Raw genomic sequence first — 22,100 nt, 5'->3', positions numbered from 1 at the left:
AGCAGTTCTGCTAGTAGGCAGCGTTGGCCAATTGCGCAAGAGTGAAGGCCTGCTTCGACGGTCCTTCCAGGGAACACACCTTCATGTCAACGAACCACAAAAACCTGCTCTGTCATTATCATTACGACGCGCTGGATCGCCTGGTCAACTGCGCGCCCTCGATGCAGGCGAACACCCAGCGGTTTTATCTGAGAAACCGCCTGACCACAGAAATCCAGGGCCAGGTACAGCGCACGGTGTTTCAGCACGACGACCTGCTATTGGCGCAGCAACAGCGCCAGGGCAACGTCGTGAACATCGCCCTGCTGACCACCGACCAGCAACGTTCGGTGTTGAACGTACTCGATGCAGTGCAGCTTTATCCCTTCACTTACACACCTTACGGCCATCGTGCACCGGAAGATGGCTTGCTTAGCCTACTGGGATTCAATGGCGAGCGCCCTGACCCGGTGACCGGGCATTATTTGCTGGGCAATGGTTATCGGGCGTTTAACCCGGTATTGATGCGCTTTAACAGCCCGGATAGTTGGAGTCCGTTTGGGGAGGGTGGATTGAATGCGTATGCATACAGTATAGATCCCTTGAACTTCCTAGACCTCACTGGACATACTCCTCAGCCTATCAAGAATCTATTCAAGGTTCTGCCGGGAGTTACCCGAACAATAACCAGAACCCGTGCTGTCAGCAAGATGAACGTTGGCGCTCAAAAGCTAGCGGTGCAACCGGGAAAAATGGAGAATATTCGCCCTATCAACGAAGATATCTTCAGTTTCGAAGACCTCCATCGGGGGGCTAAACGACTTAATATTCTTGCACATGGGTCTCCGTCTGCATCGAAGAATGGCTATCACCGAATCGGCTCGGCGCGCGAAGCTCTATCTCCTGATGATTTATACGACGCAGGAACTAAGGCTGGAGTTAACTTCCTCGACTCCGATAAAATTCGTTTATTAATCTGTTTCTCAGCTAATGGAAATTCCAACTCCTTCGCCGCGCGCCTGGCACAGCTAACGGGTAAACCAGTGAAAGGTTACGTTGGAAAAGTATTTACATCCCCAGGCACAACCACATTCAAAAGAGAATATTTAGGAAAATCCCCTGACCTTCTGCTCAATGCGGATGGAAGTTATACATACAGTTGGGGGATGCTTGTCATAAAAAAACAACAAATCAGATTGAGTAGTAACAGAATTTTTTCAGATCCGAACTTCCACTCTGTTACTTACAGTCAATTCAATAATCCTTAATGGCAGCCCTCTATCTTCTATGCTGCAATATTTAGCTCATTAATTTTACGTCACGGTTGAGGAAGTGAGAAAGGGGACAGATTTATTTTTCGAGCTGGGGCTGAGTTTTGGGTTTGTAAAATAAATTTGTCCCCTTTTTCCAGAGACTTGGTCAAAATACTAGCGCAACGGGGCGCATAAACTTGCTTTCTGAAAAAGCAGTTTGTCCTAGCTGTACAGGGGTGGTCTTACAATTTAGGGAGCGTTATCCAAATATTCAATTGAATGTATTTACACGTGATTGAGTTTGAATTGGAGGTCCTTTGAATTATTCCGATATGTTGTATGAGACGCAGGTTTCGTATGGTGAAGCTACTCATAATAAAGGTCTGGCAATCTATCAGGCCTTTGCTTACGCTTACGATGAGATGGATGCGTTTTTGCATTCAAAGTCTTATAAAGTAAAGGTTCAGGCCCTTACCGCTTTATTTTTCGTAGCGATAAAGGGTGGAGTGATATTTGCTAAGAATGATCCTTTTACAGATGATGTTTTTGAAGAGCTCGGCGCTGCGTACTCTAAGCTGCCTGCGTTTGCGTTAGGTAGTGCTGAAGACGACAAGCTGATGCTTGAGCATATACGCTTAGTTGCTAGCTATACTGGTGTTATTGATGTTTCGGAAATCTGAAAATGTGCAGGGGCACTAAGTATCGCCATGTGACCCAATTTTATAGGAGACGGGCGACTCAGAGGTCGCCCAATTTAGGAAAAAGGTAGGAAAAAGGGGACAGATTTGAATGGCACTTACTTAACGGCTAACTAGCTGATATATCTGAAAAAATGAAAAAGGCTGACCTTGGTCTACGGTTCTTCAGCGGTAGACCACATATCTGTGTAGATTTTAGATGTAAAATTTTGTTTGTATCTAAGAGATCCCGATCTGCGGGTTTGCTCGCCAGCATGTTGATTTGTTGCAGGTAGGAAAGCCCGCTTTCGTGTGATTCATCCCTTGGACAGTTCGGTCATTCCCTTGGCGCGTGCGAATACCTCCATCGTTTTGGCGATGTAGCTTGCATCGTCGGTTTCCCGGGCATCTCTCATGAACTCCGCAATGGCCTCTGGTGTGCTGAGATATTCTGCGGGGTAAAATTCTGTAAAGGTCTCAATCATTTTGCTCTCCGCGTATGTAAAAAACGGGCGACCCAAAGTAAAGGTCGCCCATTTTCGTTACTTAGCAGCTTGCGCCCGCAACCGTCTCCCAATCACGTCCATCACATCACACCCATCGCGCAGCGCTATCGTCAGCATTTTGCAAAAGTCCGAAAGCACCACCGTATCGGAGCTGATATCCGAGCGGAACGCGATGTTTTCCAATAGCTGGGTCACGGTGCGGATGCGGTAATCGGCGGTTTCGAAGAGAACATCGAGCGGTGCTTCAGTGTCGATGAGCAGGGTGGCCGGGATGCAGTCGATTCCGGTGATGGGCATGTATCTGGTCATAAGCAGAGCCTCGAAAGTTGATGAGTCTCTCTGTAGATCGGGTCGCCAAACCCGGTCGCCTTTTTGGGCGACGAGGGACTATAGGGCGACTCGCTCTTGAGCTACAAGACACCGCTTTCCGAGCTTCATGTAGGACCTTTGGCCTAGCGGTTGTCGGCTTTGGTTCAGGCAACGCAGGCGACTGCTGCGCAGTCGAGCGCGAGCAAGCTCCCTCGCCACGGGGTGGTGCTCGATTTGAGGATTGTGCTTATCCGCATTAGTCGCCGCAGGGCTGGGCCTCTCAGTGTTTGTTGTGATGTGAATAAGTCCTCGTTTCTTCCACTACGAGCTGGTTTGTCATCTGTCCGTTTCGTAGGAAGTTTCAACCTCCGAGCGGGATCCTTCGTACTTCTATACGGGATGCGTCTGATTTCAGAAGGACGGTTTCGACAGTAGTCTTTGGTCAGAGGTGCGCCGAGTCGAACCATCGGCCTGATCACTGTTTGGTTGGCGTGGTTGGTTACACCGAACGGCGAGGCGATGGGATCTGCATGTCTGCGCCCGAATAGCCACTAAGCAGGAGGTATACGTTATGTCGGAAATATCGAAAACCGATTGGGAGCGCTTGGTCAAGTTGAACGACTCGGACATCGATACCAGCGATATACCCCCGCTAGGTGAGGATTTCTTCCGCCGCGCTGAGCTGATGACTATGCACAACCCTCCCCATCCCGGGGAGTTCATTGTCGAGACTTACTTGGAGCCGAACGGTATCAGCGGCCGTGAACTGGCGGAAAAACTCGGTGTGGCTCCCTCGACACTGAGCCGTGTCTTGAAGGGCAGTAGCCGCGTTTCGCCTGAAATGGCGTTGCGGTTTTCTGTAGCACTTGGTCGCTCGCCGGAGAGTTGGCTAGCTATGCAGGACGCTTACGATCTGTGGGTAGCTCGTCAGAGGGGGATGGGGACAGACCACGTTATCTTTACAGTCTCTTAAATCGAAAACGTGGTCTGTCCCTGAGGCGGCTCTGCGCTTGTTACAGCAGCTTTTGCGAAGCGGGGGGTAGGCGAGAAGCGTATCCCGTTCGATAACCCAATCAGTAGAAGCCTCGCACCAGCAGCATAACCGCACCGATGAACACCACGCCTTCCATTAAAAGCGAATGCCCTCCCGGCGTCACATTGCGCAATAGATGACGGGCGACAAACGCTCCGGGCACCGTTGCCAAACCGATTAAAAGCCCGCCCAGCACGAGTTTGGCGTCAAGTTGCTGGAACCCGCCGAACACTGCCACCTTGACCAGTCCCATCGTCAAGGAGATGACGGCATCGGTCGCAATGAGCGGAGCCCCGTACAGCCCCGATGACAAAAGGATGGTACTGAGGACCGGCCCCGTCCCGGTCATTGCCCCGTTGACCAGGCCAAACCCCGCGCCGCAAACGCCTTCCCCGAAGGCTCCTAGACGGTGGTTGGATGACGAACGCAGCCGTCGGAACACGATGCTGCAAAACATGACCGCGCTGAGCAGGAGGCAAATCCACCGTGAGGACAGCAAGGTGTAGCTGTAAGCGCCCAAGGCGCAACAGGGCAAGCCGCCACACAATAGCCTCTTGACGTGTGCCCACTCGACAGCCCGCCAAAACGCCCATGCCCGGCTCCCGTTGGTCAGGACCATGCCGACCGCCATGAGGGGGATCACATTCTCAACGCCAACAATGGGCACCAGTACGATGGGCAGGATCAATCCCGTCCCGAAGCCTGAAACGCCTCCGATCAGGGAGGCAAAGAATGCAACGGCGGCGACCAACACTGCCTCGTACACGCCAACGTTTCCCAATGGCAACCCCCCTTGTTCGTCTACGGCCGCTTCTGGCGTCACAAAGCTAAGCCCGGCCAGCTACAGCGTTCAGTTTGGCAACGAACCGCGCTTGTTCAAGAAGGTTGCGGTACAGGGTCACCCATTCCTTCGCCAGTACGTCGCCGCTTTTGACGTATGTTGCTGCGTAGTTTGTTGTCCCTCGTAGATCCGCAGCGTGTGCTGACCGGCCATTACGCTTATGCCGTGCGATCACATCAAGAAAGCACAGCGGTGCTGACCTTTCTGGAATGGCTGCGTGGGCAGGCTTCATAGCCATTTCGAATAACTAACAGGCGACCGCTGCACAGTCGAGCGGAAGCAAGCTCCCTCGCCACGGGGATCGCGCTCGACTGGGCAGGTTGGCGCATCAGCTGTGGCAGCAGCCGTGGGGCTTGGCCTCTTCGTATTTATCGTGATGCCGCACCCAGTCCATGATTTCGTCTTCGTTGCGGCCCTTGGGCGTCAGGTCGAGGTAGTTGTAGGTGCCGACCAATATATCCAGGCCTCGGGCGTAGGTGGAGTAGGTGTGGAAGATGTCGCCGGCTGCGTTGCGATAGAAGACACTCAGACCGGGGAGTTCGCCTTCGGTGGTGTCGGTTTTTTCGTAGTTGTAGGTGGCTTTTTCGTTGGCGGTGTCTTCGGCTTTGAAGCTGACGCCGAAGTCATAGTTGAAGTCGCAGCCTTCCGACGAGACCCAGTCGAAGGCCCAGCTCATGCGGCGTTTGAAGGCTTGGAATTCGGCGAACGGGGCGCGGGAGACGGCCACTACGGCCACGTCATGGTGGGCCAGGTGTTGGTTGGCGCCGTCGATGTGGTCGGACAGGAACGAGCAGCCCTGGCAGCCTTCTGTCCAGCCAGGGCCGAACATGAAGTGGTAGATGATCAGTTGGCTGCGGCCGCCGAACAGGTCGGCCAGGCTCAGTTCACCGTGGGGGCCTTGGAAGCGGTAGGGTTTGTCGATTTTGACCCAGGGCAGGGCGCGGCGTTCGGCGCTGAGTTTGTCCCGTTCGCGGGTGAAGGCTTTTTCGTGGGCCAGGTGTTGGCGGCGGGCGGCGAGCCATTCTTCCCGCGAGACGACTGGATGGTTCTCTACGTTCATGGTGATTTCTCCTGTAGGCAGTTGCTCAAGTCGGCGCTTCACTCATTGGTCGTTTGACCCGGGGTGAATTCGACAGACCGCTGGTCGGCTGGTGGGATGGCCCGTCCGCCAACCCGGCTGAACGGTGGCGTGGCGCCTCGGTCACAACCTAGGTAGGCATCTCACTCTTTGGAGGATGGACCAGGATGACGACTTATAACTGGGACTTGATCGAACGGTTGTTGCACGAAGTGCAGAACGGCGCCGGTCACAACTTTGCTCCTCGGGTTTATGCGGAGGAGTACGCGGCGGCGAAAGCGGCTGCAGGCGAGGCGATCGAGAATCTCGATCATCTGAAAGCGGTCGCCGGGGAGTATGAAAAGTTGCTGCTGGAGCGTGGCTATATCGAGCCGCGGCCGGAGGAAGAGGGCGGTAATGGCGAGAATTTTGTGCTGACGCCGCGTGGCTCGCGGTTGTTGAGCCTGATCGATAGCAGCATTCCGGGCAATGATCATCCGCGTCAGGTGTTGGATGAGCAGGAAGATGCGCTGGATGAGTTTACGTTTGATGACTTGGCTTCAAAGGCGCAGATTGCCTGACAGGCCTGCACTGAATCCCGTGGGAGCTGGGCTTGTGTGGGAGCAAGGCTTGCCCGCGATGCAGGCAACACGGTCTATCAGATGGACCGAGGTGATGCTATCGCGGGCAAGCCTTGCTCCCACAGAAGCTCGCTCTTACATGGGATCTCAGTGGTTTTAGGAACGTGCTGCCTTCAGACACTTCAAGTCAGTGAAATCCTTCTTCACCCCGTCGATTTTCTTCAGCAGCCGTTCGCGCTGGGGCGGGGTGCTTTCGGCCATCAGGTCCACCAGCAGGCTGCGGGCCTGGGCTTCGGTTTTGCTGAAGGCCTCGCGGTAGGCAGGGGTCCAGAGGCTTTCGCGATTGACCAGCAGTTGCTCGATGCGTTTGGGGAAGTCGGGGCTGTGGCGCTGGGCCACGGCTTCGCTGAACTGATTTTGCCAGTGGGCGCGATTGGCGATCCATTGCTGGTTCTGGTCGCCGAGGGCGGTGGACCAGGCTGTCACCCGTTGGCGCTGGGCGTCATTGAGTGGACCGAGCCAGTCGTCCAGGCGTTTGACCATGCGGTCGCTGCGTTCCTGGATCTGCTCCTGCAGCGTCGGCTTGAGGTATTGCTGCTGGCGTTTGCGCTGGTCCTTGACGAAGGCGGCGTCCATGTCGGCGACTTGGTCGTCGCTCAGGCCTTGCAGCAATTCGATGGCCGAGGGGGTGATTGCCCGGGCGGTTTCGGCGATGGCGGCCTTGGCTTCCCGGGTGCGCTGTTGTAGGGCTTGGTCGGTCACCTGGTTGGTCTGCACCATGGTTTCCAAACGGTCCAGCCAATCGAGGTAGCCGGGCAACTGGGTGGTGCAGTGCCAGGTCAAGTGGTCCTTGAGGCGTTCGTTGAACCAGTCTTTTTGCTCGCCTTTGATGTCCAGGTAATCGTTGAGGGTCCAGGGGATGATCAGGTCGAGGTTGCGGTACGCCAAGCCGACTCGGCTACAGGCAGTGAGCGTCAGCAACAGGGCGATGACCATGGCGATGCGTGTGAACCAGCGCGACATGAGCGAGTCCTTGCAAAAACGTAAGTGTCTTGTTTGAGCATGGCAGGCGCACGGCAGTTCAGCCGATTAATGCGTAACGCTTAGTAAAAAGGATGGGCCATCTTGAGGGTCAGCAGGCTGTCGCATTCGCTGTTGTGGCCGGAATACGCCGAGCAGCTGCTGCCGCTGAGGCTTGAGTCGCTGTAGATCAGGTCCAGGTCGATGCCTTTCCAGGGACGGGAAATTTTCAATGACCAGTCGCTGAAACTGCCTACATAACCGTTCTCCACCGAAACCGGTGTATTGAGCTGGTGGGTGGTGTATTTGGCGCTGATGCCAATGCCGAACGGCACGTTGCCGCCCAAGTCGGCAAACAGTGTGCTGTTCTGTTTGTCTGGATCGTTGCTCAAGGCCGCGCCGAAACGGCTGCCGAGCACGGTCAGGCCGCCATAGAACTCCTGGCTGTCGAGGGTATCGAGGGTGGGGTAGCTGTAGTGGATCAGGCCGACTTCGTAGCCCAGGGTCTGGTCGAAGGGTTGTTTAAAGCCCATGTAGGAATCGACTTCAAGGTCGGCGGATACGCCCGCGCTGGGCGACCACTGGCCGACGTACCAGCCGCTGTCGTGGCTCAGGTCCAGGCCACCATGGAACGAACCGGTGCTCGACGGCGTGACCAAGCCCTGGGCCATGCTGCGGCTGGGGGTGGTGCCAAGCTTGAGGTCGAAGTCGCCGAGTTCGCGCTGGAATACCTGCCCATGGACGAGGGAGCACGAGAGCAGGCTGAATGTCAGCGGAACAATGGGGATGCGCATGCTGCATTCCATCAATAGCGAGGAAGCCGGAACGATAACTAAGCTGAAACGCTTGAGTTAGAGAGGTGAAAGCATACCGGCGAATGCTCGGCAGCGAAGGCCGTTCGTCGATTCATGGGAAATGGGTAGAGCGGGGAGGGGTTCCAGTCCAAGCGCTTCGAAGCTCAAAGCGCTTTGGGACCAGGTGACGCGCAGGTTACTTCTTGCCCAGGCTGATCTGCTTGGACGGGCCGAATGTCTGGCCGCTGACGCCTTTGGCAATTTGCTGGATCTCGCCGCCGGACTTGAGGAACGCAGCGATCTGGTCGTTGATCGACTCGCTGGTTTCAACGGCTGGAGCTGGCTTTGCTTTGCTGTTGGATGCTTTTACGCGCATGACGGCCATTAACCTGTAGATAATTAATTGGGCCAGGCATCGTACAGGAAATACTTGACAATTGCTTGGCAAATATCCTTCTGAATTATCGTTGTCGTGACGGGAATAATGCTCTGTTATCCGGCAATTATTGTCCTAAGCCTCTGTTTTAAATAACAACCCTGTGAAAAATAGTGCGCCGAGAGCGGACGGAACGCCCCGGCACCGGCCTGACGAATGGCTCTGTCCGGAGTGAAAACCCAGGAAAATCAACGGTTGTGCCAGGCCTTGCCGGCAAACCTTGCCGGCGGCCACGAATCGCGCCGCAAAACCGGGTAGAATGCCGCCCACGCAATGAGGGTATTGGAAATGGCTTTAGTCGGGCGCTACAACAGTTTGCAAGTGGTTAAACACACTAACTTCGGTTTATATCTGGATGGCGGTGCGGACGGCGAAATCCTGCTGCCCAATCGATATATTCCCAAGGATATTCCCAGTGAAGATGAAGATTGGCTCAATGTTTTCATTTATCTGGACAGCGACGACAAATTGATCGCCACCACGGAAAAACCCAAGGTTCAGGTCGGTGAATTCGCCAGCCTGAAAGTGGTTGAGGTCAACAGCATCGGCGTGTTCCTGGACTGGGGCCTGCCCAAGGACCTGTTGCTGCCGTATTCCGAAGAAAAACGCCAGATGACCGCCGGCGAATACTGCGTGGTGCACGTCTACCTCGACAAGCACACCCGTCGCATCACCGCCACGGCGCGCCTGGATCGTTATCTTGACAAGACCCCGGCCAACTACACGCCGGGCCAGGAAGTGGATTTGCTGGTCGCCGAAGCCACCGACATGGGGTTCAAGGCGATCATCAATAACAAGCACTGGGGCTTGATTCACAAGAATGAAATCTTCAAGTTCATGCGCGCCGGTAAACAGGAAAAAGGCTTCATCAAGGAAATCCGCCCGGACGGCAAGATCAGCCTGAGCCTGCAGCCTGTGGGCCAGGAAGCCGCCACCAGCCTGAACGCGAAGATCCTCGCCAAGTTGCGGGAGAACGATGGCACCCTGGCAGTCAGCGACAAGAGCGACCCGGCGCTGATCAGCAGCCTGTTTGGCGTGAGCAAGGGCAACTTCAAGAAGGCTATTGGTGCGCTGTACAAGAATGGGCAGATTGTCATTCATGCGGATCGCATTGAATTGAGCTGATCTTCAGTCGAGCCACTGCATCTATGGCAAGTAAGGGTTTATGTGGCCAGGGAGGCGAGCTGTGGGAGCAAGGCTTGCCCGCGATGAAGGCGATGCGGTCTTTCTGAAACCGAGGCGCCTGTTTCGCGAGCAAGCGTTGCTCCCACATAATAGCGACGCGCCGCGACTTTCCTCTGTATACAAACCCCTGCACCTTTAGCATGCACCCACGCCCTGTTCGTGGGCGTATGCCTGCTCCTGCTCAACTTTAACCCCTGCTGCACACCCCGGTTTGTCTCACATTCAGCGCCTATGGCACGCATTCTGCGTAGCAACGCGTATACAAACCATGCCGGCTCCCGTGCGCAGTATGGTGAGCAGGTCGATACGGGGGCACGGCGGTACTCAAAGGAGCCCCGCAATGTCCGAGCAATTGCCCAACGGCTACAGCCCCCGCCTCTATAACCAGGACCTGGGCCCGCTGCCGCAGAAATGGAATTGGTACAACATCTTCGCGTTCTGGATGAGTGATGTGCACAGCGTGGGCGGCTATGTGTTTGCCGCCAGCCTGTTCGCCTTGGGCCTGGCGAGTTGGCAGGTGCTGATTGCCTTGCTCGGAGGGATTTGCATCGTGCAGTTGATCGCCAATCTGGTCGCCAAGCCGAGCCAGCAGGCGGCGGTACCGTATCCGGTCATTTGCAGGCTGGCGTTCGGCGTGTTCGGGGCGAATATTCCTGCGGTCATCCGCGGTTTGATCGCCGTGGCCTGGTACGGGATTCAGACGTACCTGGCTTCCAGCGCGCTGATCATCGTGGTGCTGCGGTTTTTTCCTGCAATGGAAATCTATGCGACGCCGCATTTTGCCGGTTTGTCCTACTTGGGTTGGTTCGGTTTCCTCAGCCTGTGGTTCGTCCAGGCGCTGGTGTTCTGGACCGGCATGGAGTCTATCCGTCGTTTCATCGACTGGGCCGGCCCGGTGGTGTATGCCGTGATGTTTCTGTTGGCCGGCTGGATCGTGTGGAAGGCCGGTTGGAGCAATATCAACTTCACCCTGTCGGAAAAGTCCTTGTCCGGCTGGCAGGCTTTCGGCCAGGTGATCGTGGCGACGGCTCTGGTGGTGTCGTACTTTTCCGGCCCGACCCTGAATTTCGGCGATTTCAGTCGTTACTGCCGAAGCATGTCTGACGTGCGCCGGGGCAATTTCTGGGGGCTGCCGGTGAATTTCCTGGCGTTCTCCTTGGTCACCGTGGTGATTGTTTCCGGGACCTTGCCGGTGTTCGGCGAAATGCTCCATGACCCGATTGCCACCGTGGCGCGCATCGACAACGACGTGGCGGTCTTGCTGGGCGCCTTTGCCTTCGTGACCGCCACCATCGGCATCAACATTGTCGCCAACTTCGTCTCCCCAGCCTTCGACTTCGCCAACGTCGCCCCCAGCAAAATCAGCTGGCGTGCTGGCGGCATGATCGCGGCGGTGGCTTCGATTTTCATCACGCCGTGGAACCTGTTCAACAACCCCGAAGTGATCCACTACACCCTGGACGTGCTGGCCGCATTCATCGGCCCGCTGTTCGGGATCCTGCTGGTGGATTACTACCTGATCAAAAAACAGCAGATCGACGTCGACGCGCTGTTCAATGACGGGCCTAGCGGGCGCTATTACTACAGCGGCGGCATCAACTGGACCGCGGTCAAAGCGTTGATCCCGGCGACGCTGATGGGCGTGGCGATCACTTTCACGCCGCTGCTGCAACCGATGGCCAACTTTGCCTGGTTTACCGGTTGCTTCCTCGGCGGGGTGTTGTATTTCGCCTTGGCGCGACGCGAGCCGGCCGCGCAGTTGAGCAAAGCGTTGAGCCCGGCCGGTCAGGCCTGATCAACGCAGGGCGGTTTGGGCGCAAGGGCTCGTCGCGCCCCGGCTGGCGGGCCGCAGCAACAGGCCACCGGCCAGCACCAGGCCGCTACCAGCAATGATCAACGCCGGTTGCAGGCCGCCGCTGAAATGGCTGCTCAGCGCCGCCAGCAGGGGCCCGCTGAGCTGGCCCACGGCAAAGCAGGCGGTCAACAGGCCCGCGTTGCGCTGGGTGGCGTGAGGCGCCAGTTCCCGGGAGCGCAGCATCACCAGTTGCATGCAGGCCAGGAACGGTGCACCGCACAGGATCACCCCCAGCGCCAGCCCTGGCCCACTGCCCAGCAGACAGGCAAACACCCCGGCGGCTTGCAGCCAGAGCGTACCGATCAGCCAGCGGCCGGTGCTGTTCGGGTTGGGGCGACGCAGGCTGACCAGCAAAACTCCGGTGGCCGCAGCCAGGCCAAAGCAGGGCCAGAACAGGTCGGCCAGCCATTGTCCGTGGAACTGCGCCGAGGCCATTTGCGACAGGAACGTGGCCGGAATGATGTAGCCCACGCCGTACAGGGCGTACACCACTCCGAGCCGAGCGATGCCACGGTTCGGTGACGCACTGACCGGCACTGCTACGGGCGCGGCTGCGGCCGGTCGAGGCAGGATCGGCAAGATCATCAGCAACATCGCCAAGGCCACGCCGGCATACACCAACCACAGGGTCGCGGAGGTCTGCCCCAGCAGGTTCGAGCCCAACGCCAACAAACCTGTCAGGAAAATCCCCAAGCCCGGTCCGGCAAACACCAGGGCACCGAGCCGTGGCCGTCCCGCCGCTGCGGCCAAGGGTTGGCTCAGGGCGGTGATCATCACCATCACCCAGGCGCTCGCCACGCCGGTGCCGAAGCGCAACACCAGGTGCGGCCAGAAGCCCCAGGCCCAGAACGACGCCAGGGTCAGCAGCACGCACAGCCACAGGCCGCCGAGCAACCGTCGCCGCACCTGTTCCGGGCGCCGGGCGAACATGGCGTCCAGCGCGCCGAGGAAATATCCCAGGTAGTTGGCGGCGGCAATCAGACCGGCGGCGGTCAAGTCGACCTGACCTTCGCCGATCAAATGAGGTAACTGCGGTGTGAGGGCGAAGCGGCCAATGCCCATGGCCATCATCAGCGCGATGAAACTGCCGAGCAGGCGAATAAGAGGTGACATGGTCGTTCTCCGGGTGTCGGGGCGAATGACCGTCAGGCTAGGACTGATTGACTTTCATTAAAAATGAATAATAGTGAGTAACTTGTTCTTTTTTGGAGAAGGTCATGGAGTTCAGCCAACTGCGGATTTTTCAGGCCGTGGCCGAGGAGGGTTCCATCACCCGGGCCGCCGAGCGCTTGCACAGGGTGCCGTCGAACCTGTCGACCCGGCTCAAGCAGCTGGAAGAGCAGCTGGGCGTGGACCTTTTCCTGCGCGAGCGTCAGCGTTTGCAGTTGTCGCCGGCAGGAAAAGTCCTGCTGGACTATGCGGCCAAGCTGTTCGCCTTGCACGACGAGGCCCATGCCGCCGTGCAGGGCGGGCAGCCAGCCGGGGATTTCCTGCTGGGCACGATGTACAGCACGGCGGCGACGCATTTGCCGGACCTGCTGGCGGCGTATCACCGGGCGTATCCGGCGGTGAACCTGCAAGTGCAGTCCGGGCCGAGTGGCGAGTTGTTTGAAGGGTTGCTCACCAATCGGCTCGATGCGGCGCTGGTGGATGGTCCGCTGGAGTTGGCGGGGCTGGATGGCGTGCCGTTGTGCGACGAGCGGTTGGTGCTGATCACCGAGGCCGATCACCCGCCGGTGCGCAGTGCGCTGGATGTGCAGGGTCGCGCGGTGTTCACGTTCCGGCGTGGTTGCTCGTACCGGATGCGCTTGGAAGCCTGGTTTGCCCATGACCATGCAACCATGGGCCGGGCGATGGAAATCGAGTCTTACCAAGGGATGCTGGCGTGTGTGATCGCCGGGTCCGGGGTGGCGTTGATGTCTGAGTCGATGCTGGCCAGCCTGCCGGGCCGCGAGCGGGTGACGGTGCATCCGCTGGCAGAGCCGTTTGCCAGCGCCACCACCTGGCTGATGTGGCGCAAAGGCATGGTCGGGGCCAACCTGAACGCCTGGATCGAATTGCAACAACAGGCCTGGCCGCGAGCGCCAATGATCACGGCGCAATCGGCTTGAACTCCGGGAGGTGGATTTGGATCAATTCAGTAACAGATCATTGCAAACTGAGACGAGCATTGCGTAGAACATCGGACTATTATCAGTGCGAAGGGGCCACAGAAATCTGCCGCTCGCACCACCCTGAGGGGGCACCACGATGAAAGAGAAAATCCAGAACTGGCTTCACGACTTGGGTGTCGCGCTTGGCCTGATCGAGCCGCCGATGCAACCGGTACCGATCCGCACCGATGACGAGCAACGCCGCCGCCAACCGCGCCGCCGGTAAACACACCGCAGAATTTGGAGAGATCGCAGCTCCGGACCATTTCAATTGAGATGGGCCGGAACTGCGATCTTTTTATTTCTGAAGACAGAATCTGTGGGAGCGAGCTTGCTCGCGATGACGGGGGAACATTCAACAGGTGTGTTGCCTGTACAGCCGCTATCGCGAGCAAGCTCGCTCCCACAGGGGTTTTCATTGCCAAGGGTTGTCGGTCAAACCGCCTTGGTTACCACACCCGGCCGTGGCGCCAACACACTCACCAGCACAAAACTCACCAGCGCCACGCTCAGGCTGTAGTAGATCGGCGTGTTCGCGTCCAGACCGTCCTTGAGCATGAAGAACAGTGCGGTCAAGAAGCCCAGCGACATGCTGGTGATCGCGCCGGCGGTGGTGGCGCGTTTCCAGTAGATGGCGCCGATCAGTGGGATCAGCATGCCGCCCACCAACAGGTTGTAGGCCAGGGTCAGGGCGCTGATGACGTCGCTGACCACCAGGGCGATCACCAGGACCACCGCCCCCATCAGCAGGGTCGCGATGCGGTTCTCGTGGACATCGCCACTGCCGCTCTCACGGCCCTGGCGCAGACGGGGCAGCAAGTCCTGGACGACCGTGGTGGACGCCGCGAGCAAGCCCGCTGCGGCGGTGGACATCAAGGCCGCCAGGGCCGCGGCGATCACCAGCCCGCGAATACCGTTGGGCAGGCTGGTCTGCACCACGCTGGCGAAAGCGTTGTTGACGTTCGCAAGGTCCGGCAGCAAAACCTTGGCCGCCATGCCGATCAACGCCCCGGCCAGGCCGTACAGCACGCAGTACAGGCCGGCTGCGGTGCCGGCCACTTTGGCCACGCCTTCGCTGCGAGCAGTGAACACCCGCTGCCAGATGTCCTGGCCGATGAAGATGCCGAAGAAGTAGATCAGGAAGTAGGTGAGGATGGTGTCCCAGCCAATGGCGGTGAAGTCGAAGTAGCTGGCCGGCAGCTTGGCCACCATCGTGTCCCAGCCGCCGGCGTCGACGATGGACATCGGCATCAGCAAGAACACCAGACCCACGGTCATGATCAAGAATTGCACGATGTCGGTGAGGGTCAGCGACCACATGCCACCGATGGTGGAATACAGCACCACCACGCCACCGCCCACCAGGATCGACACCCAGAACGGCAGGCCGAACAGCACCTGCATCACGGTGCCGATGGCGATGGTCGAGGTGGCACCGATCATCAGCGCATACACCAGCATGATCAGCGCACTGGCCTGGCGCGCGGCCGGGTTGTAGCGGCGCTCCAGCACTTGGGTCACGGTGTAGATCTTGAGCTTGAGCAACGGCTTGGCGAGGAACAGGCTCAGGCCGACGATGCCCAGGCCAATGGCGCCGCACAGCCAGAACCCGGAAATGCCATAGACGTAGCCCAGGCGCACGGTGCCGATGGTGGACGCACCGCCCAGGACGGTGGCGGCCATGGTGCCCAGGTAAAAGCCCGGGCCGAGGTTGCGCCCGGCGACCAGGTAGTCGTCACGGGTCTTGGCGCGGCGCATGCCGTACCAGCCGAGGGCGATCATGCCTGTGGCGTAGATGAGAACGACGATTAAGTCCAAAGCCATGGTGGCGTGTCTCCGATTGTCTTTTTTATATGGGACGAGGCGGTGCTGTCCCTGGCACTGCAGCCTCAGTGCGAACGAGCTGTTGTGGCGAGGGAGCAAGCTCCCTCGCCACAGGTATTTCGTTGATCTCGGGTCAGGCGGTCTGTCTGAGGGAGGGTTTATCGATTGGCTCCGAAGCATCCTGGCTTCGCGGATCCCCCGGCCCATACACCGCCGCCGGCTCTGGAAACAGCCCCAGCAACGCCAGGTACACCACCGAGGCCAGGCCCAGGGTCACCGGCAGGCTGATGTCGATCCCGCCGGCCAGTTCCCCCAGCGGCCCGACGAACTGCCCCGGCAGGTTGACGAAGCACAACCCCACCAACGCGCTGGGAATCCACGCCCCCAGGCCGCGCCAGTTCCAGCCGTGGCTGAACCAGTAGCGCCCGCCGGTTTCGCCGCGGGTGAATACTTGCAGGTCATCCGGGCAGTAGAAGCCGCGGCGCACCAGCAGGCCGATGATCATGATCACCATCCACGGCGTGGTGCAGGTGATGATCAGCACCGCGAAGGTCGACACGCTCTGCACCAGGTTCGCCGCGAAGCGCCCGATGAAGATGAACGCAATCGACATCACCCCGATCAGCAGCGTCGCCTTGACCCGCGACAGCACCCGTGGGAACACGCTGGACATGTCCAGCCCGGTGCCATACAGCGACGTGGTGCCGGTGGACATGCCGCCAATCACCGCGATCAGGCACACCGGCAGGAAGAACCACCCCGGCGACACCGCCAGCAACCCGCCGACGTAGTTGTTGGCCGCGATGTAGTCCGGCGCCTTGATCGCCACGATGGTGGCGGTGGCGAGGCCGAACAGGAACGGGATCAGCGTCGCCAGTTGCGCGGCGATCACGGCCAGCATGATGCGGCGTTTGGGGGTATTGCGCGGGATGTAGCGCGACCAGTCGCCCAGGAACGCACCGAAGGAAATCGGGTTGCTCATGGCCACCAGCGCCGCGCCGATGAAGGCGGCGTAGAAGCCCGGCTGGCCGAGGCTGACCGTGCCGGCGAACTGGCTGTCGAAGGTCGGTGCGAAGGCGAAAATGCCCAGTAGGAACAGCAGGCTGGCCGCCCACACGGCAATGCGGTTGACCCACAGCATGAAACGGAAGCCGTAGATGCACACCGTCAACACCAGCAGGGCGAACAGGCCGTAGGCCAGGCCCAGGCTCAGGTCGGTTTCCGGTACGCCGACCAGCCGCTTGGCGCCGCCGATCAACGCATCGCCCGAGCTCCACACCGACAGCGAGAAAAACGCGATGGCGGTCAGCAACGAGAGGAACGAGCCGACGATGCGCCCGTGCACGCCGAAGTGCGCACCGGAAGACACCGCGTTGTTGGTGCCGTTGAGCGGGCCGAACAGGCCCATCGGCGCGAGAATGATCGATCCCACCAACACCCCCAGCACAATCGCCCAGACCCCAGCCTGGAACGACAGGCCGAACAGCACGGGGAAACTGCCGAGCACGGCGGTGGCAAAGGTATTGGCGCCGCCGAAGATCAGGCGAAACAGGTCGCCCGGGCCGGCGGTGCGTTCGTGGTCCGGGATCTGTTCGACCCCGTTGGTTTCAATGTGCGTAAGGCTTTTATCGTTATTGTTATTCATGATCTGCTCCGATCATCGAGGCGCACTCATCGTGTGTGAGCGTCGCCTGTTTGGCTAAGGGGGTGGCAGCCCTTCCGGCATTGCGGACAAATGTTCATGACAGGCCAGCCATAGGCCTTGTTGTTCTTGGCGAAACACAATGGTTTCGCGCTCCTGGCTAAGGTGAAGCTCCCCTTGCATGCGCAGCTCGGTGGCCACGTCATGGATGAAAATCGCCACGTCCCCTTGCAGGCTGACGAAGGCGTTGCTCGAGGTACAAGCGAGCACCTCGAAGCCATCCTCGGACCGCCAGCGATCCCACAACGCCTGGTAGGCATCGCGTGACAGCAGGGGCTGTTCGAGGGTGTAGAACACAAAACTCGCATCGGCCGTGAACGCACCGAAGTAGGCGTCGCGGTCATTGCGGGCGAAGGCCGCCACCAGTTTTGCGGCGGCCTCAAGTACTTGATCGTGATCGTTCATGGCGGCGCCTCAGCGATGAACCACGCCGGGCAGCACGCAGAGCATCTCGTACAGCAGGTTGGCGCCCAGCAGCGAGGTGTTGCCGGTGGTGTCGTACGGCGGCGAGACTTCTACCAGATCGCAACCGACCAGGTCGAGGCCCTGGCAGCCACGGACGATTTCGATCGCCTGGATGGTGGTCAGGCCGCCGATTTCCGGGGTGCCGGTGCCAGGCGCCCAGGCCGGGTCGATGCCGTCGATATCGAAGCTCAGGTACACCGGGCCGCCGCCGACTTTCTCGCGCACTTCGGCCATTAGCGGTGCCAGGGATTTGTGCCAGCACTCTTCGGCCTGGACCACGCGAAAACCCTGGTTGCGACTCCAGTTGAAATCATCGGCGGTGTAGCCCTGGGCCCGTAGGCCGATCTGCACCACGCGGTCGCAATCGAGCAGGCCTTCTTCCACGGCGCGGCGGAAGGTGGTGCCATGGGCGATTTTCTCGCCGAACATGTGGTCGTTCACATCGGCATGGGCGTCGATGTGCACCAAGCCGACCTTGCCGTGTTTCTTGTGGATCGCCCGCAGGATCGGCAGGGTGATGGTGTGGTCGCCGCCCAGGGTCAGGGGGATGACGTTGTGTTCGAGGATCTTGTGGTACGACTCTTCGATGATCCGCACCGCGTCCAGCAGGTTGAAGGTGTTGATCGCCACATCACCGATGTCCGCCACTGACAGCGAATCGAATGGCGCGGCGCCGGTGGCCATGTTGTAGGGGCGGATCATCACGGATTCGGCGCGGATTTCGCGGGGGCCGAAGCGGGTGCCGGCGCGCAGGGAGGTGCCGATGTCCAGCGGCACGCCGACGAAGGCAGCGTCGAGGCCGGCAGCGGTTTGCAAATGAGGAAGTCGCATCATGGTGGCGATGCCGCCGAAGCGCGGCATTTCGTTGCCGCCCAGTGGTTGGTGAAGAATCTTGTCCACGGGTAGGGCCTCATCGTTGTTTTATTTATCAGGGGCCGATTCTGCGAAAAGCTTTTGCCGTGAAGAATCGCTGGCGGCAAATACTTAGTTCAGATTTTTCTAAACTAATGCGCGGTGGGGCGATAGACTCGCGATTGATCTGATGAGGTGAAATGGTGGGAGCAAGCCTGTGGGAGCAAGGCTTGCCCGCGATGACGTTCATGCGGTTTCCTCTGGAACCGAGGCCCCTGTATCGCGAGCAAGCTTTGCTCCCACAGATAAATCCCTTCGCCACAGAGTTTGCAGTGTCCTGTCTGTACTTGGAGTTTCCCATGGCCAACGCTCTACCCGACCTGAAACTGCTGCGCATTTTCGTCAGCGTGGTCCGGCACCAGGGGTTCGCCAATGCCCAGCACGAGCTCAACCTGTCCACGTCGGCCATCAGCACCTACATGAGCCAGTTGGAATCGGCCTTGGGCCTGGTGCTGTGTCATCGCGGCCGGGGCGGGTTCAGCCTGACCAGCAAGGGCGAGTTGTTCCACCAGGAAACCCTGCGCCTGTTGGGCGAACTCGAAGGGTTCGAGCAATACGCCGCCGCGCTCAAGGGGGAACTGCGCGGCACGTTGAACCTGGGGGTAATCGATTCGACGGTCAGCGACAAGGCCTTGCCGTTCGCCGAAGCCATCGGTGCCTACAGCCAGGAGCATCCGGCGGTGCATTTGCATCTATCCGTCATGAGCCCTTACGAGCTGCAACTCGGCGTGCAGGACAACCGCCTGGACCTGGCCATCGGTGCGTTTTCCACGCGCATGAGCGGGCTGGTCTACATGCCGCTGTACCGCGAGCAGCACTGGTTGTATTGCAGCAACCGCCACCCGTTGTTCAGCGAGCGGCGCATTCCTGAACAAGTCATCACCCAGCAGCGCATGGTCGGGCGCGGTTACTGGAGCCAGGCTGAACTGGCCCGCCACGGCTTCAAGCACAGCGCGGCGACGGTGGAGAGCATGGAGGCGCAGTTGATCCTGGTACTGTCCGGTGCCTATGTCGGTTACTTGCCTGAGCACTACGCCCAGGCTTGGGTCGACAAGGGCGACTTGCGCGTGCTGCTGCCGGCGACCTTCGGTTATCAGGCGCCGTTTTCGATGATCGTGCGCCGTGGTCGCAGCCGCGAGCCGTTGATCCAGACCTTCCGTGACTTGCTCAAAGCTCAACTGAATCAGGCCTGACCATGTCCAGAATCCAATGCCCGCGTTGCCAACGACCGCAGAGCCATTGCCTGTGCCCGTTGATTCCCAGCCTCGACAGCCGCACCCGCGTCTTGCTGCTGCAGCATCCCAGCGAAGTGGACCATGCCTTGAACACCGCCCGGCTGGCGGCGTTGGGGCTGCGCAATGCCGAGCTGATCGTGGGCGAGGTGTTCGAGGATTTGCCCCGGTTGCTCGATCAGCCGGGTTATCAGGCGCGGTTGTTGTTTCCCGCTGATGATGCGCAGCCGCTGCACGCCTACGAGCCGTCCGATGAGCCGCTGCTGTTGGTCGTACCCGACGGTACCTGGCGCAAGGCGCGCAAGTTGCTGCACCTCAACCCGCTGCTGGCGGCACTGCCAAGGGTGACGTTGGCGGAGGGCGGTGTGTCCCGCTACCGCTTGCGCAAGGCGCCCGGGCCGGGGGCGTTGTCGACGGTGGAGGCGATTGTCCAGGCGTTGCAAGTCCTGGAAGCGCCGGAGAGCTTCGAACCTTTGCTGAGGCCGTTCGAGGCGTTGATCGAGGGGCAGATTGCGGCGATGGGGGCGGAAACGTTTCGGCGTAATCATGCTGAAAAATAGGGTGTGGTTGCCGGCCTCATCGCGAGCAAGCTCGCTCCCACAGTTGATCTTCTGTGCCCACAAAATGTGTGATCAGCACAGGCCACTGTGGGAGCGAGCTTGCTCGCGATAGCGGTAGAACAATCAATGAAAGTCTCAGCTCAAGGCTTACCGCTCGCGCATCGCCTCGGTCCGCGCCTTCAACACTGGCTTGAGCAGGTAATCCAGGACACTTTTCTCCCCGGTGATGATGTCCACTGTCGCGACCATTCCCGGAATGATCAGCAACGGCTTGGCATCCCCGCCCAAGTGGTTTTTGTCGGTGCGCACCTGGATCAGGTAGAAGCTGTTGCCCTTGTCATCGGTAATGGTGTCGGCGCCAATCAGTTCGAGCTTGGCACTGAGCCCGCCATAGATCGTGTAGTCGTAGGCGCTGAACTTGACCATGGCTTTCTGGCCCGGGTGCAGGAACGCCACGTCTTGGGGGCGGACCTTGGCTTCGATCAGCAGGTTGTCTTCCAGGGGCACGATTTCCACCATGTCATTGCCCGGCTGCACCACGCCGCCGATGGTGTTGACCTTCAGTTGCTTGATCACCCCATGCACCGGCGAGACCACGGTTGTACGGGTCACGCGGTCGTCGATGGCGATGCTCGAGGCGGTGATCTTCGACAGTTCGGTGCGTTTCTCGTTGAGGTCCTTGGCCGCCTCGGAGCGGAAGGTCTGTTCCGATTCGTCGATCTTGCTCTTGATCTCGTTGATCGCCGATTCGGCCCGGGGAATCGCCAGGGTGGTGGCGTTGAGCGAACCGCGGATCTCCACCGCGCTGCGCTTGAGCCGCAGGATCTCCACCGGCGATACCGCTCCGGTGCGCACCAAGGGGGCGGACATGTTCATTTCTTCCTGCAGCAAGGCCAGGGCGGAGCTGAACTGACCTTGCTTGGAGCGAAACTCTGCCAGTTCCTGGGTCTTCTGCCGCAGTTGTTCGGTCAGGGTGCGTTGTTCGCTGGCCAGGCGCCGCTGGCGTTGTTCATACAGCGAGCGCTCGTCCTCGGCCACTTGCGGGGCCTTGGCGGTGACCTCTGCCGAAAGCGCGAACGGCCGCCCCTCGGCCTCGGCCGACAGGCGCTCGACCTGGGCTGTCAGCGCATAGCGGTCAGCCTCGCTCTCGCCCTTGTTCGACAGGAACCGTGTATCGTCCAGACGCAGCAGGGTGTCGCCCTTGTTCACCATTTGGCCTTCGCGCACGAATATCTCGGTGACGATGCCGCCCTCCAGGTTCTGGATCACCTGGATCTTGCTTGACGGAATCGCCTTGCCTTCGCCGGTGGTGACTTCCTGCAAGACCGCAAACTTTGCCCAGACCAGCCCGCTGACGATCAACCCGGCCGCCAGCCACACGGTAACCCGCGAGCGCCGGGGCGAATCCTGCAGCGTGGCGCCGGCAGTTTCCGGCATGAACTCGCTTTCGGCGCTTTTGCTGAAACTGCCGAAGTAGCTTCGGGCGGCTGAATCCGGGGTTTGAGCAGACATGGGGCGGTACCCGTTGGTTAAGTGAAATAAAGCCGAACACACATCTGTGGCTTGAAAGAGGTATCTGTGGGAGCAAGGCTTTTGTGGGAGCAAGGCTTGCCCGCGATACAGGCGCCTCGGTTCCAGTGAGACCGCATCAGCTTCATCGCGGGCAAGCCTTGCTCCCACACAAACCTGTTCCCACACAAACCTTGCTCCCACAGGTTGCGGTGTT

At 59.3% G+C, this 22,100-nt stretch carries 24 protein-coding genes and 1 pseudogene; 11 read left to right on the top strand and 14 right to left on the bottom strand.

Features of this window, described 5'->3' with window-relative positions:
* The first annotated feature begins 83 nt into the window (after window positions 1-83).
* The 3 genes from AB4N80_RS26675 to AB4N80_RS26665 all read left to right on the top strand — a co-directional run bounded on the left by AB4N80_RS26675 (window position 84) and on the right by AB4N80_RS26665 (window position 1,912).
* Entirely contained in the window at window positions 84-1,247 is a 1,164-nt protein-coding gene (locus tag AB4N80_RS26675) for an RHS repeat-associated core domain-containing protein (protein WP_460079707.1), read from the top strand.
* Between the two features lie 182 nt (window positions 1,248-1,429).
* The gene (locus AB4N80_RS26670) at window positions 1,430-1,531 is read left to right on the top strand and encodes a deaminase domain-containing protein (RefSeq protein WP_460090354.1); all 102 of its coding nucleotides are present in this window, start codon (window positions 1,430-1,432) and stop codon (window positions 1,529-1,531) included.
* 18 nt (window positions 1,532-1,549) lie between these two features.
* The gene (locus AB4N80_RS26665) at window positions 1,550-1,912 is read left to right on the top strand and encodes a hypothetical protein (protein ID WP_460079703.1); all 363 of its coding nucleotides are present in this window, start codon (window positions 1,550-1,552) and stop codon (window positions 1,910-1,912) included.
* A 320-nt stretch (window positions 1,913-2,232) separates the two neighbouring features.
* On the opposite strand, the pseudogene AB4N80_RS26660 reads toward AB4N80_RS26665, so the two are convergent.
* Both AB4N80_RS26660 and AB4N80_RS26655 read right to left on the bottom strand, forming a co-directional pair.
* A pseudogene (locus AB4N80_RS26660) lies at window positions 2,233-2,394 on the bottom strand (helix-turn-helix domain-containing protein); the annotation flags it as partial.
* A gap of 57 nt (window positions 2,395-2,451) precedes the next feature.
* Complete coding sequence (locus AB4N80_RS26655; protein WP_460079698.1) at window positions 2,452-2,724, bottom strand: hypothetical protein; 273 nt, start codon at window positions 2,722-2,724, stop codon at window positions 2,452-2,454.
* Between the two features lie 685 nt (window positions 2,725-3,409).
* Here AB4N80_RS26655 and AB4N80_RS26650 point away from each other — a divergent pair.
* Entirely contained in the window at window positions 3,410-3,697 is a 288-nt protein-coding gene (locus AB4N80_RS26650) for a HigA family addiction module antitoxin (RefSeq protein ID WP_460083170.1), read from the top strand.
* 100 nt (window positions 3,698-3,797) lie between these two features.
* Here AB4N80_RS26650 and AB4N80_RS26645 read toward each other — a convergent pair whose 3' ends face one another.
* Both AB4N80_RS26645 and AB4N80_RS26640 read right to left on the bottom strand, forming a co-directional pair.
* A complete protein-coding gene (locus AB4N80_RS26645; protein ID WP_447768679.1) occupies window positions 3,798-4,523 on the bottom strand; it encodes a sulfite exporter TauE/SafE family protein in 726 nt (241 codons plus the stop codon).
* 403 nt (window positions 4,524-4,926) lie between these two features.
* Window positions 4,927-5,658: a DUF899 domain-containing protein gene (locus AB4N80_RS26640; protein WP_460079694.1), complete on the bottom strand. Its 732-nt coding sequence runs from the start codon at window positions 5,656-5,658 to the stop codon at window positions 4,927-4,929.
* 185 nt (window positions 5,659-5,843) lie between these two features.
* Here AB4N80_RS26640 and AB4N80_RS26635 point away from each other — a divergent pair, with 185 nt between their 5' ends.
* Window positions 5,844-6,236: a transcriptional regulator gene (locus tag AB4N80_RS26635; protein WP_460079691.1), complete on the top strand. Its 393-nt coding sequence runs from the start codon at window positions 5,844-5,846 to the stop codon at window positions 6,234-6,236.
* A gap of 156 nt (window positions 6,237-6,392) precedes the next feature.
* On the opposite strand, the gene AB4N80_RS26630 is transcribed toward AB4N80_RS26635, so the two are convergent.
* The 3 genes from AB4N80_RS26630 to AB4N80_RS26620 all read right to left on the bottom strand — a co-directional run bounded on the left by AB4N80_RS26630 (window position 6,393) and on the right by AB4N80_RS26620 (window position 8,435).
* Window positions 6,393-7,259, bottom strand: a complete 867-nt coding sequence (locus AB4N80_RS26630) for a DUF6279 family lipoprotein (protein ID WP_460079688.1) — start codon at window positions 7,257-7,259, stop codon at window positions 6,393-6,395.
* Window positions 7,260-7,339: 80 nt separating this feature from the next.
* Window positions 7,340-8,050, bottom strand: coding sequence for a TorF family putative porin (locus AB4N80_RS26625; RefSeq protein ID WP_122569061.1), 711 nt, complete (start codon window positions 8,048-8,050; stop codon window positions 7,340-7,342).
* A gap of 196 nt (window positions 8,051-8,246) precedes the next feature.
* Window positions 8,247-8,435, bottom strand: a complete 189-nt coding sequence (locus AB4N80_RS26620; protein ID WP_018607615.1) for a hypothetical protein — start codon at window positions 8,433-8,435, stop codon at window positions 8,247-8,249.
* 339 nt (window positions 8,436-8,774) lie between these two features.
* On the opposite strand from AB4N80_RS26620, the gene AB4N80_RS26615 reads away from it, so the two are divergent.
* Window positions 8,775-9,611, top strand: coding sequence for a CvfB family protein (locus AB4N80_RS26615; protein WP_122569060.1), 837 nt, complete (start codon window positions 8,775-8,777; stop codon window positions 9,609-9,611).
* A gap of 400 nt (window positions 9,612-10,011) precedes the next feature.
* Complete coding sequence (locus tag AB4N80_RS26610; protein WP_305470211.1) at window positions 10,012-11,466, top strand: NCS1 family nucleobase:cation symporter-1; 1,455 nt, start codon at window positions 10,012-10,014, stop codon at window positions 11,464-11,466.
* Here the strand turns inward: AB4N80_RS26610 and AB4N80_RS26605 are convergent, their stop codons facing one another.
* Entirely contained in the window at window positions 11,467-12,639 is a 1,173-nt protein-coding gene (locus AB4N80_RS26605) for an MFS transporter (RefSeq protein WP_460079683.1), read from the bottom strand.
* 104 nt (window positions 12,640-12,743) lie between these two features.
* On the opposite strand from AB4N80_RS26605, the gene ptrR reads away from it, so the two are divergent.
* Together ptrR and AB4N80_RS26595 are read left to right on the top strand one after the other, a co-directional pair.
* The gene (ptrR, locus tag AB4N80_RS26600; protein ID WP_122569056.1) at window positions 12,744-13,637 is read left to right on the top strand and encodes a putrescine utilization regulator PtrR; all 894 of its coding nucleotides are present in this window, start codon (window positions 12,744-12,746) and stop codon (window positions 13,635-13,637) included.
* A gap of 139 nt (window positions 13,638-13,776) precedes the next feature.
* Entirely contained in the window at window positions 13,777-13,905 is a 129-nt protein-coding gene (locus AB4N80_RS26595) for a PA1414 family protein (RefSeq protein WP_003198971.1), read from the top strand.
* Window positions 13,906-14,114: 209 nt separating this feature from the next.
* On the opposite strand, the gene AB4N80_RS26590 is transcribed toward AB4N80_RS26595, so the two are convergent.
* The 5 genes from AB4N80_RS26590 to AB4N80_RS26570 all read right to left on the bottom strand — a co-directional run bounded on the left by AB4N80_RS26590 (window position 14,115) and on the right by AB4N80_RS26570 (window position 18,772).
* Window positions 14,115-15,503: a sodium:solute symporter family protein gene (locus AB4N80_RS26590; protein ID WP_122569054.1), complete on the bottom strand. Its 1,389-nt coding sequence runs from the start codon at window positions 15,501-15,503 to the stop codon at window positions 14,115-14,117.
* A gap of 133 nt (window positions 15,504-15,636) precedes the next feature.
* Window positions 15,637-17,151 (bottom strand): purine-cytosine permease family protein, encoded by a 1,515-nt coding sequence (locus AB4N80_RS26585; RefSeq protein WP_305471161.1) that lies wholly within the window; start codon window positions 17,149-17,151, stop codon window positions 15,637-15,639.
* Between the two features lie 51 nt (window positions 17,152-17,202).
* Window positions 17,203-17,610 carry a YybH family protein gene (locus AB4N80_RS26580; RefSeq protein ID WP_122569052.1) on the bottom strand — a complete coding sequence of 136 codons (408 nt, stop codon included), beginning with the start codon at window positions 17,608-17,610 and terminating at the stop codon, window positions 17,203-17,205.
* Window positions 17,611-17,619: 9 nt separating this feature from the next.
* Window positions 17,620-18,570: an agmatinase gene (gene speB / locus AB4N80_RS26575; RefSeq protein WP_003184135.1), complete on the bottom strand. Its 951-nt coding sequence runs from the start codon at window positions 18,568-18,570 to the stop codon at window positions 17,620-17,622.
* A 28-nt stretch (window positions 18,571-18,598) separates the two neighbouring features.
* The gene (locus tag AB4N80_RS26570) at window positions 18,599-18,772 is read right to left on the bottom strand and encodes a hypothetical protein (protein WP_163006879.1); all 174 of its coding nucleotides are present in this window, start codon (window positions 18,770-18,772) and stop codon (window positions 18,599-18,601) included.
* Between the two features lie 109 nt (window positions 18,773-18,881).
* Here AB4N80_RS26570 and AB4N80_RS26565 point away from each other — a divergent pair, with 109 nt between their 5' ends.
* Together AB4N80_RS26565 and AB4N80_RS26560 are read left to right on the top strand one after the other, a co-directional pair.
* Window positions 18,882-19,775: a LysR family transcriptional regulator gene (locus tag AB4N80_RS26565; RefSeq protein ID WP_460079676.1), complete on the top strand. Its 894-nt coding sequence runs from the start codon at window positions 18,882-18,884 to the stop codon at window positions 19,773-19,775.
* A 2-nt stretch (window positions 19,776-19,777) separates the two neighbouring features.
* Window positions 19,778-20,374 carry a tRNA-uridine aminocarboxypropyltransferase gene (locus tag AB4N80_RS26560; protein ID WP_305470215.1) on the top strand — a complete coding sequence of 199 codons (597 nt, stop codon included), beginning with the start codon at window positions 19,778-19,780 and terminating at the stop codon, window positions 20,372-20,374.
* A gap of 147 nt (window positions 20,375-20,521) precedes the next feature.
* On the opposite strand, the gene AB4N80_RS26555 is transcribed toward AB4N80_RS26560, so the two are convergent.
* A complete protein-coding gene (locus tag AB4N80_RS26555; RefSeq protein ID WP_122569050.1) occupies window positions 20,522-21,886 on the bottom strand; it encodes an HlyD family type I secretion periplasmic adaptor subunit in 1,365 nt (454 codons plus the stop codon).
* Window positions 21,887-22,100: the final 214 nt, after the last annotated feature.

This window comes from Pseudomonas sp. H3_A02 (assembly GCF_054671965.1).
Note: the sequence above shows the minus strand (reverse complement) of the source record. Positions and strands in the feature narration are given on the sequence as shown.

Excerpts from the sequence above, each read along its gene's own strand:
- AB4N80_RS26570 (WP_163006879.1), bottom strand. The coding sequence starts at position 18,772 with ATGAACGTCATCGCGGGCAAGCCTTGCTCCCACAGGCTTGCTCCCACC.
- AB4N80_RS26595 (WP_003198971.1), top strand. The coding sequence starts at position 13,777 with ATGAAAGAGAAAATCCAGAACTGGCTTCACGACTTGGGTGTCGCGCTT.
- AB4N80_RS26565 (WP_460079676.1), top strand. The coding sequence starts at position 18,882 with ATGGCCAACGCTCTACCCGACCTGAAACTGCTGCGCATTTTCGTCAGC.
- AB4N80_RS26620 (WP_018607615.1), bottom strand. The coding sequence starts at position 8,435 with ATGGCCGTCATGCGCGTAAAAGCATCCAACAGCAAAGCAAAGCCAGCT.
- AB4N80_RS26615 (WP_122569060.1), top strand. The coding sequence starts at position 8,775 with ATGGCTTTAGTCGGGCGCTACAACAGTTTGCAAGTGGTTAAACACACT.
- AB4N80_RS26675 (WP_460079707.1), top strand. The coding sequence starts at position 84 with ATGTCAACGAACCACAAAAACCTGCTCTGTCATTATCATTACGACGCG.
- AB4N80_RS26650 (WP_460083170.1), top strand. The coding sequence starts at position 3,410 with ATGACTATGCACAACCCTCCCCATCCCGGGGAGTTCATTGTCGAGACT.
- AB4N80_RS26640 (WP_460079694.1), bottom strand. The coding sequence starts at position 5,658 with ATGAACGTAGAGAACCATCCAGTCGTCTCGCGGGAAGAATGGCTCGCC.
- AB4N80_RS26635 (WP_460079691.1), top strand. The coding sequence starts at position 5,844 with ATGACGACTTATAACTGGGACTTGATCGAACGGTTGTTGCACGAAGTG.
- AB4N80_RS26555 (WP_122569050.1), bottom strand. The coding sequence starts at position 21,886 with ATGTCTGCTCAAACCCCGGATTCAGCCGCCCGAAGCTACTTCGGCAGT.
- AB4N80_RS26590 (WP_122569054.1), bottom strand. The coding sequence starts at position 15,503 with ATGGCTTTGGACTTAATCGTCGTTCTCATCTACGCCACAGGCATGATC.
- AB4N80_RS26605 (WP_460079683.1), bottom strand. The coding sequence starts at position 12,639 with ATGTCACCTCTTATTCGCCTGCTCGGCAGTTTCATCGCGCTGATGATG.
- AB4N80_RS26560 (WP_305470215.1), top strand. The coding sequence starts at position 19,778 with ATGTCCAGAATCCAATGCCCGCGTTGCCAACGACCGCAGAGCCATTGC.
- AB4N80_RS26580 (WP_122569052.1), bottom strand. The coding sequence starts at position 17,610 with ATGAACGATCACGATCAAGTACTTGAGGCCGCCGCAAAACTGGTGGCG.
- AB4N80_RS26655 (WP_460079698.1), bottom strand. The coding sequence starts at position 2,724 with ATGACCAGATACATGCCCATCACCGGAATCGACTGCATCCCGGCCACC.
- AB4N80_RS26610 (WP_305470211.1), top strand. The coding sequence starts at position 10,012 with ATGTCCGAGCAATTGCCCAACGGCTACAGCCCCCGCCTCTATAACCAG.
- ptrR (WP_122569056.1), top strand. The coding sequence starts at position 12,744 with ATGGAGTTCAGCCAACTGCGGATTTTTCAGGCCGTGGCCGAGGAGGGT.
- AB4N80_RS26625 (WP_122569061.1), bottom strand. The coding sequence starts at position 8,050 with ATGCGCATCCCCATTGTTCCGCTGACATTCAGCCTGCTCTCGTGCTCC.
- AB4N80_RS26630 (WP_460079688.1), bottom strand. The coding sequence starts at position 7,259 with ATGTCGCGCTGGTTCACACGCATCGCCATGGTCATCGCCCTGTTGCTG.